The following is a 12444-nucleotide window of genomic DNA, read 5'->3' as shown; positions in this document are numbered from 1 at the left end:
CTAATGCTGCCCTTCGGACGTGTCCGGGGCGAAAAAACGGAGAATCAGGTATCCGGCGGTTCCGGCCACGAGCGAGGCGAACAGGATGCTGATCTTGGCCAGTTCCACATATCGCGTGCCTTCGTCATAGGCGAGGTTGGCAATGAAGATGGACATGGTGAAGCCCACGCCCGCAAGCCAGCTTGCGCCGTACAGGTGCATGAGTGTGGCGCGCTCCGGAAATTCGGCGATCCCGAATTTGTCCAGCAGCCAGCATGCGCCTGTTATGCCGATCTGCTTGCCCATGATCAGCCCGAGAAATATGCCGAGGGACACCGGAGTCATGAGTTCCTGAAACACGTCCGCTTCGAGCGCCACGCCAGCATTTGCCAGCGCGAATATCGGCATGACGAGGAACGAAACCCAGGGGTGCAGGCCGTGTTCGATGACCTGAAGCGGGGCTGTGGACTGCTTGAATACGTCCACCATGCTCCAGAGCGCGGACTGCTGTTCCTTGTTTGTCAGCACGGTCTTGCCCGGAGTGACCGCCATTTCGAATTCCTCCACATCCTGCCGCATTTCCTCCACGAACGCGCTGCAATCCATCTGCCGGGAGGCCGGGATGGTGAAGGCAGCCAGAACGCCCGCAATGGTGGCGTGGATGCCGGACTTGAGAAAGGCCAGCCACATCAGTGCGCCCAGCAGCAGGTAGGGCACGGAGTGGCGCACGCCCATGCGGTTCAGTCCGGCCATGAGCACCAGCACGACCAGCCCGGCAACGAGCATGGAAATGTTCAGCGACGAGGTATAGAAGATGGCGATGACCAGAATTGCGCCGATGTCGTCCACGATGGCCACGGCAGTGAGGAATATCTTCACCCCCACGGGCACGCGCCTGCCCAGCAGGGACAGAATGCCCAGAGCAAAGGCGATGTCCGTTGCCATGGGAATTCCCCAGCCGGACACGGAATCAAGGCCGTTGTTGAAGGCGAGGAATATGGCGGCGGGCACCACCATGCCGCCCACGGCAGCGGCAACGGGCATGATGGTCTGTTTGGGGGAGCACAGGCCACCCACCAGAATCTCCCTCTTGATTTCCAGACCGACCAGAAAGAAGAACACGGCCATGAGGCCGTCGTTGATCCAGAGGATGGCCGCCTTGGACAGGCTCCATGAGCCTATGCCCACGGTCAGCGGAGTCTGCCACAGGGCGTGGTAGGTGTCTGCCCATGGCGAATTGGCCCAGACCAGCGCCGCAATGGTGCAGAACATGAGGACAAGGCCGCCTGCGGCCTCCATCTTGAAGAATGTGTCGAACGGCTCCATGAGCCGGTCAATGGGCAGCGTGCTTCGGGATTCCGGGTGCATGGTTCGTCCTTTTTCGTTTTCCCTTTTTTATGGCGAGGTTGAATGAAAAGGCAACCGTTATCGACAAATCATCGTTGTATCAGTCTGCGGGCCGCTTGCAGGACGTTTCCCCTGAGCGGGCCGTTTGCGCCGAGCGTGACCAGCGCTTCCAGATCCTCCAGAGTGTCCACGTCGTCCAGCATGTCCAGTTGTTCGGCATCCACGCCCAGAGCCGCAAGGCGATGCATGGTGCGCTCCAGCACGTCGTTTCGGCTCCATTCCATGTCGCGGAATACTTCCGGCGTGAACGAGCCGCGTTGAAATCCGATGAGATAGTAACCGCCGTCCTCGGTCGGGCCGATGCAGGCATCGTGATTCTTCAGACCTTGCAGCGCACGTGTCAGAATCGGGCCGTCGAGCATCGGGATGTCGCTGCCCACGAGCACGGCGTGCTCATAGCCCATGAAAAAGACTTCACGAAACGCGTTTTCCATGCGTTTCCCCAGTTCCGCACCCTTTTGCGACAGGTAGAGGTAGTCGTGTCCCAGCCAGTCGGTCATGGCGTCGCACATGTCTTCCGGCGAGTAGCAGACGAACAGTTCCGCATCCGTGGCGCGGGCGAGTTCCGGCAGTTTTTCCTCCACCAGAGCCTGATAGAATTCCGCAGCTGCCTCGGGCGTGGTATTTGCGGCAAGTCGTGTCTTGACGGTTCCGGGCTCCGGGTATCTGACGAAAAAAAGGATGCAGCTGTTCATGCGGACTCCTTTTCGGAAGCGGTTTCCGGGGGCGAAGCAGGCGGGGCATAGCCGTGCGCCAGAGCCTGCGGAGAAGTTCCCAGCGCATATCTGATGCGGATGATCCAGTTCTTCAGGGTGCGGGCGAACACGCCGTCCTGTTCCCAGCGCCGGGCCGAGGTGCGGACCCTCGCTTTGAGGATGGCGATGGGCAGGCGTCGTTTTTTCAGACGGGTGAACAGTTCCACGTCTTCCATGAGCGGTATTTCCGCGAAACCGCCCAATTCGCGAAAAATGTCGGTCCGGATGAACTGCGCCTGATCTCCGTAGGGAACGCGTTCCAGACGGGATCGGATGTTGGCGAACCATGCCACCATGTGCAGCAATGGACTGTCCGAGTCCATGGACAGGGAAAAGGCACCGGCAACGGCCCGGCCGGACAGGGCAAGGCGCGCCGTGCGCAGGGCGTGTTCGGGCAGGGCGGTGTCCGCGTGGAGAAACAGGAGCATGTCGCCGTTGGCCACTTCCGCACCCCGGTTCATCTGGATGCCGCGCCCGGGGCCGGAATGCACGCGGATCACGTCGGGATCGGTGATCGCGTTCAGGGAGGACCCCGTGGGGTCGCCGTCCGCGACAATGATTTCCACGGGAGCATCCCCCGCAATCATGCGGACATGCCGAATGCATTCTCCCATGGCGGCGGCTTCGTTCAGTACGGGGATCACCACGGACCAGAGCCCGGCGGTTGTGTTCTGCCTCATGGAGGATTAATAAACCGTTTGTTGTTTTTTTTCAAAGCCCGGAGGAAAAATGCGCAAAGGCGTGACCAATGACCCGGACGCGATCCGGGATGTATGCGGCCGGGCCGACGTGCTGTGGCTGGCCCTGTGCGATGACGAAGGCCCGTATTGCGTGCCCGTGAATTTCGTTCTGGTGGGGCAGACCCTGTATCTGCATTCCGGCAGAAAGGGGCGCAAGGCTCGTATTCTGACCTCGGGCAGGCCGCTGGCCTTTTCCATGGCAGTGGACCTGAAGCTCAGGACCGGAGACACGGCCTGCAAATACGGGTATCGGTTTCGATCGGTCATGGGCAGGGGCATTCCCCGCATTGCCGAGGGGGATGAACGCAGGACCGGGCTGGATGCGCTCGTGCGCAAATACGCGGGGGAAGTGCTCCCCTGCGATGAGCGGGTGCTGGAAATCACCGAGGTGTTTGCCGTGGACATGGATGCCGCTTCGGTACGAACAAAGGAATAGGAGTCGTCATGGTCATCTGTTTCATCGGGGATTCCCTGACCCTTGGATTCGGGGACGAGACCGGGCTGGGCTGGACCGGACGCATTGCCCGGCAGCTTGCCGAGCAGGGCGAAAGCGTGACCGCGTACAATCTGGGCGTGCGCAAGGACACCACGGTCAGAATGCGGCATCGCTGGCAATCCGAGAGCTCGCTTCGGCTGTTGCCCGAGGAGCCAGCCAAACTGGTATTCAGCTTCGGCGTGGCCGATGTGGCCAACAGCATTCCGGCCGAGGAGAGTCTGGGCGCTGCCGTTGCCATGCTCATGCAGGCAAGGCAGGTCGGAGACGTGCTCGTGATCGGGCCGACCCCGGTGAACGACGCTGACAAACGGGCCGAGATTGCATCCCTGTCCCGCCAGTTCGAGGCCATGTGCCGCAGGCTGGAAATCCCGTTCGTGCCCGCATTTGACGCCATGCACCATTCCTTCGTATATGGCGAGGCGTTGAACAAGGGGGACGGCGTGCATCCGGCAGCCTCGGGCTATGCCGATCTGGCCGACCACATCCTGAAATCCGATACGGCAAGGACTTTTTTCGGGATCGCCTGATCCGGCGGTCGCAACCATGAAACCCGCGGATAGGGACCGCCCCGGGGGACTGTCCGCCAACGCGAGGAAATCCATGCGTTCTTTTGCCAGCGACAATAATTCCGGTGCGCATCCCGCCGTGATGCAGGCCCTTGTGGACGCCAATCCCGGCGACATGAAGGCCTATGGCGACGATGAAATCTCCATTCACACCGACGAGGTGCTCAAGGAATATTTCGGGTCTCAGGCCCGCATTCACTACGTGACCACGGGAACCGCGGCCAACGTGCTCGGCCTGCGCGCCGTGACCCATACCTACAATTCCGTGATCTGTTCGGACGTGGCGCACATCAACACGGACGAGTGCGGCGCGCCCGAGGCATTCGGCGGCATCAAGCTGGTGCCCGTGCCCACGGAGAACGGCAAGCTCACGCCTCGCGCCATTGCTCCGTATCTGGGGCACATCGGCTTCGTGCACGCCAGCCAGCCCAAGGTCATCTCCATCACCCAGCCCACCGAGGTGGGCACCCTGTATTCCCTGAAGGAGATCGAGGACATCTGCCAGTTTGCCCATGACCGCGACCTGCTCGTGCACATGGACGGCGCGCGCATCGCCAATGCCTGCGCCGCGCTGGACTGCTCGTTTTTCGACATGACCACGGCTCTGGACGTGGACCTGCTGTCCTTTGGCGGCACCAAGAACGGCTGCATCATGTCCGAGGCCGTGCTTTTCCTGAATCCGGACATCGGGAGCGGGTTTCCGTACCTGCGCAAGCAGGCCATGCAGCTCGTGTCCAAGATGCGGTTCGTGTCGGCCCAGCTTCAGGCGTATCTCAAGGATGACCTGTGGCTGAAGAATGCGAGCAACGCCAATGCCATGGCCCGCCGTCTGGCGGAAAAGGCCGGGCAGATTCCGGGCGTGACCATCAAGGGCAGCGTGGACTGCAACGCGGTGTTCGCCACCATGCCCCCGGCAGCCACGGAAATCCTGCTGGAGAAATACTATTTCTATGTCTGGGACGAGCATGACCACACCCTGCGCTGGATGACCTCATGGGCCACCACCGAGGAAATGGTGGACGAGTTCGTGGAGGACATGCGCAAGGCAGTGGAAAGCTGCTGACCACCCGTTTCGGGCGTTTCCGGCAACTTGTCGGAAAGGTCCGATTATTTCGTTGCCATGACAACGCAGGCCCTTCGCGCACGCAAGTGTGCGTTGGGCCTATGTTTTTCGAACCATCTGCATATTGACGAGGAAAACGGCATGAAACGGATTTGCGTGTATCTCGGGTCCAACCCGGGGAATCGGCCCGAATACAGGCAGGCTGCGGTCGCACTCGGCCGTGAACTGGCCGAACGCGGCATTGGCGTTGTTTACGGGGGCTCTTCAGTGGGCCTGATGGGCAGGCTGGCCGACGCGGCTCTGGAGGCTGGCGGCGAGGTCGTGGGCGTGATTCCCGAGCTGCTGGTGCAGAAGGAAATCGCCCATGAAGGGCTGACCGACATCCATGTGGTCACGTCCATGCACCAGCGCAAGAAGCGCATGGCCGACCTGTCCGACGGATTCATCGCCTTGCCCGGGGGCATCGGCACGCTGGAGGAATTCTTCGAGGTGCTGACGTGGAATCAGCTCGGCTACCACGCCAAGCCCTGCGGTCTGCTCGACGTGAACGGCTACTACAAATGCATGGCCGACCACTTTGATCGCATGGTGGATGAAGGCTTTCTCATGTCCGAACATCGCAGCATGGTCCTGACCTCGGACACCCCCGCCGACCTCCTCGACAAGTTCGCAGCCTACGAACCGCCCGTCGTGGAAAAGTGGATCGAACGGAAGAAGGGGCTGTAGAGAGAGGGGGCTAAGGCCCAAGTGGGCGGAGTACGGATTTAAGAAATTCTAGTTAGAGGCATAAAGTTGTATTCCTTGCGGATGAGAGCTGGGGAGCCGTCAGACGTTTTGTAGGATATTTGCGATAGTAGCGTGATGTGATTTTATTTGTTCAGCATTTACCCAGTAGCTGGGAGTAGTAATAATTCAGATGTGCGCTTGCACCATGTACATTAAGTTGTTATTATATCTGAAAATTAATATAGGAGAATGTCATGAACGGTATCTATTACATCCAATTTGGTGTTCCTGGCAACGGTGGCGTAGGTCTTGTGGTGCTTAGTGACGGCAAGGCACACGGCGGTGACGCATCTTATTTATACGCTGGCGAGTATGAAGGTCAGCCCGGTGGTTTTACTGCGAAAATTGACGTTTCCCATTGGAATGGGCCACATAACAATATTTTCGGAAATGTTGAAAAAATTAGTTTGGAGATGGAAGGGGAAGAGAAAGGCCCCGGCTTGATTGTGGGGAGCGGACATCCCGTGGGCTCCGCAGATCAAATGATATTTGAAATGCAAAAATTGCGTGACCTTGCTTAAAGACTTTTCGCAATCAATGGGCTTGCCAACAACTATCAAGCAGGCTTCTTTATTGCTGTACCAAGAGACTAGAGGCCTACGCAGACAAAACTAATGCCCCCTAAGGCTGATATCCTTGCCGTGAGGCTGCCTCTTTTTTGGTCGATGTGCTGAGATTGTTGGCGAATCATCAAAATCGTTCGGGATACAGATAGTTATATTTGGGGGAAAGCGTCCGCTATCCACATCCAGCCCCTCAATTCGAGGGGCTTTTCATTAGCCAAAACCTCCCCCCTCACCGCGTCCCCCAGACGTGCAGGATGTGGGCGCTGGTGCGGATGCCTTTTTCCTCGCGGAAATGGGTTTCGCAATAGTCCAGAAAATCGAGGTAGGCGGCCTTGGACGGGCGGACCTGTCCGGGGGCGGCCGTGGCTCCGGTGGCGCGGTGGGCGCGGAGCATGGCGCGGGCGTCGGGTGCGAACGTGGCGTGGCGGACCAGATGGAAGTGCATGGCCTGTGGTTTGGCCCGGGTGACAGCTTCAAGGTAGTCCTCGGGCGGACGCATGGGCAGGACCGAGCCGAATCCGGTTTCCTGCGCTGCTTCGGCCATTTCCACGAGCGTGCCCTGCACGAACACGGCAAGGGAGAACCGGCCGCCTTCATGCACCAGATTCAGGTTCGCGGGAATGGATTCCACCGGGGTCTGATACCATTGCATGGTCGACGAACTCAGCAGCAGGTCAAAGGACTTCGGAGGAAAATTCAGGTGTTCGCCGTCCGCGACAATGAAGCGGGGCGCGTTGAGCCGCGAGGTGTCCACCTGTTCCAGCATGGCCTCGGACAGGTCCACGCAGGTGTAGCGGTCATGTTCGAATTGCAGGGCCGCGACCTTGGTGAGTACACCGCCGCCAGCGCCGATTTCCAGTATTTCCGGGTAGTCGCCTTCGGGCACCATGGCCGCGCAGGCCTTGGCTGCCGCAGCCTGTACCCGGGCGGCTCCGGCATAGGAATCCACGGCGCGGTCGAACGCGCGGCGGATGCGGGACTTAGGCAAGAAAGGTTTCAAGTTCATCCTCGGGTATCCAGTGTCCGTGGGGCAGGGCCACGAAAGTGGCACCGCGCATGATTTCCCAGATGTCCTCGCTGGCCACGGGCGGGACGATCCGGTCGTGTTCGCCGTGCAGTATGGTGACCTTTTCCGCATGCAGATTGGAGGGCATGGCCCGGGATGCCCGCAGGTATTCCAGTCCGGTGAACAGGCCGTCCAGATGGCTGCGATCATATCTGTAGTTCCCGTTGTACCCGCAATTCCGGAGAAAGGCACGCACCACGGCTTCGTCGTCCCTGCGCAGGTCGCGGATCATGTGGCGGACGAGTTTTTCCCGCACATGGTCCGTGAAGCAGAGAAACGGGGCCACGAGCACGATGCGGTCGAACTTCGGGGCCACACGCGTCCAGCGCTTGAGCACCATGTGCGCGCCCGTGGACCACGCCACCAGTGTCGAGGCCGTGGTGGAATCCAGCCTGTCGAAGACCTCGCGTTCGGTCTGGTGGATGAAGGGCAGCAGGAATTCGGACCGCGCCGCCAGATTCGGGAACAGGTCGGCATATCCGGCCCAGCCCGTGACGAATATCGTGTCGCTCACAACACCTCCTCGTGCAGTCCGGTCAGGGCGGCATACAGGGTTTCCATGTCATTGTCGGTCAGGTCCGCGCGCAGGCTGATGCGCAGTCGGGCCGTGCCCTGCGGAACGGTTGGCGGACGCACTGCGCCCACGTACACGCCTTGGCGCATGAGTGCGTCGCGCGCGGCAAGGGCATGTTCGCTGTCGCCGATCATCACCGGAATGATGGGCGTGGCCGACTCCCCGGTGTCCAGCCCCATTTTCCGCAATCGGGTTCGGGCCTGATCACCCAGCGCAAGGACGCGTTTGCCCATGTCCGGGGTTTCGCGCACCAGCCGCAGGGCTGCGAGATTCGCGCCGATCACGGCCGGGGGCGGGAACGTGGAGAAGATGAACGGGCGGGCGCGGTTGCGCAGAAAATCGATGATCTGTCGGTTGGCGGCCACGAATGCGCCGCTCGATCCCAGCCCTTTGCTGAAGGTGGACATGTGTACGTCCACGCGGTCGGCAACGCCTTGCACATGGGCCAGTCCCGGCCCCATGACGCCGGTGGCGTGCGCTTCGTCAACCACGAGCAGGGCGTCGTGCCTGTCGCACAGGTCGGCCAGCCCGCGGAGGTCGGCCAGATCGCCGTCCATGCTGAACACGGTGTCGGTCACCACCAGCTTGCGCGTGGCGGACGCGTGTTTTTCCATGAGTGCGGCAAGGGCGGAAAGATCGTTGTGGGCGTAGCGGACGTGTCTGGCTCCGGACAGCCGCACCCCGTCGATGATGCTGGCGTGGTTGAGCCGGTCCGCAAACACCACGGTCTGCCGGTCGGCCAGCGCGGACATCACCGCGACATTGGCTGCGAATCCTGCCCCGAAGAACAGGGCCGCCTCGGTGTCCTTGAACGCGGCGGCTTCGGTTTCAAGCTCGTCGGCCAGCGCGAAATTCCCGGAAATCAGTCTGGACGCGCCGCTGGATGCGCCGTATTTCTCCACGGCTGAGACTGCGCCCGCCTTGAGAGCGGGATGTCCGGCAAGGCCGAGATAGTTGTTGGAGGCAAGGTTCAGCAGCGGTTTTCCGTCAAGGAGCAGAAATTTGTCCGCGCCGTGGTCCACGGGCGGAATTTGACGGAAAAGGCCGCTTTCCCTAAGCTCCCGCAGACTGTTTCCTATATGATTTTCATAACCAGCAAATGACATGGCGGTTCCTGACATGGAAAGACAGACGATTTGGCATCCCTGCACGCAGATGAAGGACCTCGAACAGTACGGACTGATCCGGGCCCACTCCGGCAAGGGAATATACATTTATGATGAGCAAGGCAAATCCTACATCGACGCGGTCAGCTCATGGTGGGTGAATCTGTTCGGCCATGCCAACCCGCGCATTGCCCGGGCCATTGCCGAGCAGGCCAGCCAACTGGAGCACGTGATCTTCGCAGGGGTGACCCACGAGCCCGCGCGCAGGCTGGCCGACAGGCTGGTGGACCTCATGCCCGAGGACATCTCCCGCGTGTTCTTTGCGGACAACGGTTCCGCTGCCGTGGAATGCGCCATGAAGATGAGCTACGGCTACCGCAGGAACACGGGGCAGGCCGAACGCAACCGGTTCGTGTATCTGACGAACGGCTACCACGGCGAAACCCTGGGCGCGCTCTCCCTGTGCGGCGAGGATTTGTACACCGAGTTGTACGGTCCGATCATGCCCCGGAACATCCGGGCGCAGGGACCGGACTGTTTTCGCTGTCCCTACGGCAGGACGCGTGACGATTGCGCGTGCGAATGCTTCGAGCACATGGAGCGGATTCTGGAGGAACAGGCATCGGAAATCACGGCGGTCATGGTCGAACCGCTGGCCCAGTTTGCCGGGGGATTCAAGTTCTATCCGCCCCTGTATCTGAAAAAGCTCCGCGAATGCACGGCGCGGCATGGCGTGCATCTCATTCTGGACGAGATCGCCACGGGCTTCGGTCGCACCGGAACCATGTTTGCCATGGAGCAGGCGGGCATCACCCCTGATCTGGTGTGCGTGTCCAAGGGCGTGACCTCCGGAACCCTGCCCCTGTCCGCTGTCCTGACCACGGACGAGATATACGGCGCGTTCTATGCGGATTACACCGAGATGAAGGCGTTCCTGCACAGCCACAGCTATACGGGCAATCCCCTTGCCTGTGCTGCGGCCGTGGAGACCCTGAACATTTTTCGGGACGACGACGTGATCAACGTGAACCGGGCAAAGGCCGCACATCTGCGCAAGGCCGTGGAAGCGCGGTTCGCCGGGCATCCCAATGTGGGCGAAATCCGTTCGCTGGGCTTCATCTGCGCCGTGGAACTGGTGAGTGATCCTGCCACGAAGGAGCCGTTCGACTGGAAGGCGCGCACCGGGTACCAGATCTACCGCAAGGCCGTGGAGCGGGGTGCGCTCCTGCGCAATCTGGGCGACGTGGTCTATTTTCTGCCGCCCTACGTGATCACCGAAGAGCAGATCGACGAACTGGCGGACATTGCCATTGCCTCGGTCACGGACGTTCTGGGGGAATGATGCTGCGCTATTTCGTTTCCGGCACGAACACGGACGTGGGCAAGACCGTGTTTTCCGGGCTGCTGGCCCGGGAACTGCGTGAAAAGGGCATGCGCGTGCGCTACGTCAAGCCCGTGCAGACCGGGCATCCCCCGGACAATGACGCGGAAACCGTACTGCGCATCTCCGGACTGGAACCGGACCGGGTTCACCTGCTCTTTACCGGGACCGAACCCGTGGCGCCGTGCTTTCTGTGGGATGAGTTCCCGTTTGAGGAAGCCGTGGACGCGATCAATGCCATCCGGGATTGCGACGCCCTGATCGTGGAAGGCGCGGGTGGTCTGCTCGTGCCGCTGGACCGTGAACGCTTCGTCTACGAGTTCGCCGGAGCGTGCAACCTGCAAACCTGTCTTGTGGTGCCCAATCGTCTGGGCTGCATCAGCGACGCGCTTCTGTCCACGCACTTTCTGCAAGCAAAGGGATTGCCGCTGGCCATGCTGGCCGTGAACAATCGCTATGCGTCCGATTCCGTGAACCGGGATCGCAACGTGGATTCCCTGATTCGGCTCGTTCCGGAAGCGTCGGTACGCACTTTTGATGCCGTGCCCGGCCTCTGATCCGGATTTTGAATGAATGAAAAAGGACTCCCCCGGCCGCAAGGTCGGGGGAGTTCTTTTTTTCATGAAGCAACGCCGCAGATTGCCGTTCGGGAACAGCCTGTCATGCGCGGACTCCGCCGGAAGGATACTTGGACATGTCCCAACGCGTGGGCCCGTCCCATTGGCCAACAGGACCGGATTCGTTCAGAAGCCGGTCCACGTATTTCAGGTTCAGATCGGCAAGCCGTTCGGATGTGGGCCTGCCGGACTCGGGATCATACCCCCGCGCCTCGTAGTAGCGGGCCACCATGGCATGATGCCGTTTCAGGTCTTCCCGGCCTTCCGGAGTGTCCCGGATTTCCGGCTTCTGGGGCATGCGGTCGTCCTTGCGGGTCACACCCATGCGGATGTTGAAGGCGTGCTCCATGGCATAGACGCGGTCCGCGACGCGCGCCAGTTCCTCGCCGGTGTAGTCCATGCCCGTGGCCGTGTTCAGGAGTTTGGCCAGCCCGTCGTAGATGGGATGCTTCCAGACAAGGGGCATGGCGCATATCCACGAGTTGACCGCGCCCTTGCATCGGCCGATGCAGTCCGTGAGCGTGGTCATGCGTTCGCCCAGAATCAGGGCGGCCACGGGATTGGTGTCCACGTCCCCGGGCAGGTATCCCTGTTCGCCGAGTTTCGGAAAGATGTCGGGATCGTTTTCGCCGTAGGCCCACGAGCGCCCGCGCAGATGGTCTGCCCCGCGCGTGGACGTGGCATGGGCCAGCGCGAACAGACCGGACGGGTAGGGACCGCGCGACAGCCCCTTGACGTGATAGCAGTAGTCCATGGCCTCGTCCCCGAGGCGGCGGGCAAGGGTGTACATGCCCTCGGCCACCATGCTGCCGAATCCCTGACGCAGGGCCGTGCAATGGATCAGTTCGACCTGTGCATCCGCGTCTTCCCAGCTCAGGTCAAGACCGTCGGTGTCCTTGCTGGTCATGATGCCCCGGTTGTACAGGTCCTTGACCATGGCAATGGTGTTGCCGAGCGCGATCACGTCCATGCCGTAGGCGTCGCACAGGTTTTCCATTTCCATGATGGCAATGGGATCGGTCACACCGCAATTGGTGCCGAGGCAGAAGATGCACTCGTACTCCATGGCCTGACCCTTTTCCCCGGCGCGTCTGCCGGACGGAATGCGGTACTGGTCCTTGCATTTGACCGGGCAGCCGTGACAGCCGTAGCGTCCGGTTTCGTACTGGAGCCATGCCTCGGGCTGCAATGCCTCGGGCACTTCGTCGCCGGAAAGGTATTTTTCGTAGTTGCGGTATCCCGGCTCCCACATGACCATGCCCACGTGCGTGCCGTACCTGCCGGCCACGTCCCGTTGCAGGTCGGATTCCGCAAAATATTTCCTGTCCTCGGCAGCCAGCAC

General features: G+C 60.8%; 14 protein-coding genes. 7 read left to right on the top strand and 7 right to left on the bottom strand.

The window, feature by feature from the left end; translation table 11 throughout:
- The 3 genes from nhaA to MPN23_RS08820 form a co-directional block, all read right to left on the bottom strand.
- On the bottom strand, positions 1-1347 hold the full coding sequence (gene nhaA, locus MPN23_RS08830) for a Na+/H+ antiporter NhaA (RefSeq protein ID WP_243547329.1): 1347 nt from the start codon (positions 1345-1347) through the stop codon (positions 1-3).
- Positions 1348-1415: 68 nt separating this feature from the next.
- Positions 1416-2081 (bottom strand): TIGR04282 family arsenosugar biosynthesis glycosyltransferase, encoded by a 666-nt coding sequence (locus MPN23_RS08825; protein ID WP_243547328.1) that lies wholly within the window; start codon positions 2079-2081, stop codon positions 1416-1418.
- On the bottom strand, positions 2078-2821 hold the full coding sequence (locus MPN23_RS08820) for a TIGR04283 family arsenosugar biosynthesis glycosyltransferase (protein ID WP_243547327.1): 744 nt from the start codon (positions 2819-2821) through the stop codon (positions 2078-2080). The genes MPN23_RS08825 and MPN23_RS08820 overlap by 4 nt, the downstream gene beginning before the upstream one ends.
- 49 nt (positions 2822-2870) lie before the next feature.
- Here MPN23_RS08820 and MPN23_RS08815 point away from each other — a divergent pair, with 49 nt between their 5' ends.
- The 5 genes from MPN23_RS08815 to MPN23_RS08795 all read left to right on the top strand — a co-directional run bounded on the left by MPN23_RS08815 (position 2871) and on the right by MPN23_RS08795 (position 6313).
- The gene (locus MPN23_RS08815) at positions 2871-3317 is read left to right on the top strand and encodes a pyridoxamine 5'-phosphate oxidase family protein (protein WP_243547326.1); all 447 of its coding nucleotides are present in this window, start codon (positions 2871-2873) and stop codon (positions 3315-3317) included.
- 8 nt (positions 3318-3325) lie between these two features.
- The gene (locus tag MPN23_RS08810) at positions 3326-3904 is read left to right on the top strand and encodes a GDSL-type esterase/lipase family protein (protein WP_243547325.1); all 579 of its coding nucleotides are present in this window, start codon (positions 3326-3328) and stop codon (positions 3902-3904) included.
- 73 nt (positions 3905-3977) lie between these two features.
- Positions 3978-5006, top strand: coding sequence for a threonine aldolase family protein (locus MPN23_RS08805; protein ID WP_243547370.1), 1029 nt, complete (start codon positions 3978-3980; stop codon positions 5004-5006).
- A gap of 141 nt (positions 5007-5147) precedes the next feature.
- Positions 5148-5732: an LOG family protein gene (locus MPN23_RS08800; RefSeq protein WP_243547324.1), complete on the top strand. Its 585-nt coding sequence runs from the start codon at positions 5148-5150 to the stop codon at positions 5730-5732.
- 254 nt (positions 5733-5986) lie between these two features.
- Positions 5987-6313 carry a GrlR family regulatory protein gene (locus MPN23_RS08795; RefSeq protein ID WP_243547323.1) on the top strand — a complete coding sequence of 109 codons (327 nt, stop codon included), beginning with the start codon at positions 5987-5989 and terminating at the stop codon, positions 6311-6313.
- A 274-nt stretch (positions 6314-6587) separates the two neighbouring features.
- On the opposite strand, the gene MPN23_RS08790 is transcribed toward MPN23_RS08795, so the two are convergent.
- Genes MPN23_RS08790 through bioF form a run of 3 tightly spaced genes read right to left on the bottom strand, consistent with a single transcriptional unit; the run spans position 6588 to position 9104 of the window.
- Positions 6588-7346, bottom strand: coding sequence for a methyltransferase domain-containing protein (locus MPN23_RS08790; protein ID WP_243547322.1), 759 nt, complete (start codon positions 7344-7346; stop codon positions 6588-6590).
- The gene (locus tag MPN23_RS08785) at positions 7339-7938 is read right to left on the bottom strand and encodes an alpha/beta fold hydrolase (protein WP_243547321.1); all 600 of its coding nucleotides are present in this window, start codon (positions 7936-7938) and stop codon (positions 7339-7341) included. Before MPN23_RS08785 ends, MPN23_RS08790 begins: the two co-directional genes overlap by 8 nt.
- Entirely contained in the window at positions 7935-9104 is a 1170-nt protein-coding gene (gene bioF / locus MPN23_RS08780; RefSeq protein ID WP_279388707.1) for an 8-amino-7-oxononanoate synthase, read from the bottom strand. Before bioF ends, MPN23_RS08785 begins: the two co-directional genes overlap by 4 nt.
- Positions 9105-9117: 13 nt before the next feature.
- Here bioF and bioA point away from each other — a divergent pair, with 13 nt between their 5' ends.
- Together bioA and bioD are read left to right on the top strand one after the other, a co-directional pair.
- Positions 9118-10446: an adenosylmethionine--8-amino-7-oxononanoate transaminase gene (gene bioA / locus MPN23_RS08775; RefSeq protein WP_243547319.1), complete on the top strand. Its 1329-nt coding sequence runs from the start codon at positions 9118-9120 to the stop codon at positions 10444-10446.
- A complete protein-coding gene (bioD, locus tag MPN23_RS08770) occupies positions 10443-11042 on the top strand; it encodes a dethiobiotin synthase (RefSeq protein ID WP_243547318.1) in 600 nt (199 codons plus the stop codon). The genes bioA and bioD overlap by 4 nt, the downstream gene beginning before the upstream one ends.
- Positions 11043-11145: 103 nt before the next feature.
- Here bioD and MPN23_RS08765 read toward each other — a convergent pair whose 3' ends face one another.
- Positions 11146-12444 (bottom strand): aldehyde ferredoxin oxidoreductase C-terminal domain-containing protein, encoded by a 1299-nt coding sequence (locus MPN23_RS08765; RefSeq protein ID WP_243547317.1) that lies wholly within the window; start codon positions 12442-12444, stop codon positions 11146-11148.

The organism is Pseudodesulfovibrio tunisiensis (genome assembly GCF_022809775.1).
GTDB lineage: Bacteria > Desulfobacterota > Desulfovibrionia > Desulfovibrionales > Desulfovibrionaceae > Pseudodesulfovibrio > Pseudodesulfovibrio tunisiensis.
The sequence above is the reverse complement of the archived record's forward strand: the minus strand, read 5'-3'. Positions and strand labels throughout refer to the sequence as shown.

What these genes read in the sequence shown, in the direction of transcription:
- MPN23_RS08800 (WP_243547324.1), top strand. Translation starts at nt 5,148, where the DNA reads ATGAAACGGATTTGCGTGTATCTCGGGTCCAACCCGGGGAATCGGCCC.
- bioA (WP_243547319.1), top strand. Translation starts at nt 9,118, where the DNA reads ATGGAAAGACAGACGATTTGGCATCCCTGCACGCAGATGAAGGACCTC.
- bioD (WP_243547318.1), top strand. Translation starts at nt 10,443, where the DNA reads ATGATGCTGCGCTATTTCGTTTCCGGCACGAACACGGACGTGGGCAAG.
- MPN23_RS08815 (WP_243547326.1), top strand. Translation starts at nt 2,871, where the DNA reads ATGCGCAAAGGCGTGACCAATGACCCGGACGCGATCCGGGATGTATGC.
- bioF (WP_279388707.1), bottom strand. Translation starts at nt 9,104, where the DNA reads ATGTCATTTGCTGGTTATGAAAATCATATAGGAAACAGTCTGCGGGAG.
- MPN23_RS08810 (WP_243547325.1), top strand. Translation starts at nt 3,326, where the DNA reads ATGGTCATCTGTTTCATCGGGGATTCCCTGACCCTTGGATTCGGGGAC.
- MPN23_RS08805 (WP_243547370.1), top strand. Translation starts at nt 3,978, where the DNA reads ATGCGTTCTTTTGCCAGCGACAATAATTCCGGTGCGCATCCCGCCGTG.
- MPN23_RS08825 (WP_243547328.1), bottom strand. Translation starts at nt 2,081, where the DNA reads ATGAACAGCTGCATCCTTTTTTTCGTCAGATACCCGGAGCCCGGAACC.
- MPN23_RS08795 (WP_243547323.1), top strand. Translation starts at nt 5,987, where the DNA reads ATGAACGGTATCTATTACATCCAATTTGGTGTTCCTGGCAACGGTGGC.
- nhaA (WP_243547329.1), bottom strand. Translation starts at nt 1,347, where the DNA reads ATGCACCCGGAATCCCGAAGCACGCTGCCCATTGACCGGCTCATGGAG.
- MPN23_RS08820 (WP_243547327.1), bottom strand. Translation starts at nt 2,821, where the DNA reads ATGAGGCAGAACACAACCGCCGGGCTCTGGTCCGTGGTGATCCCCGTA.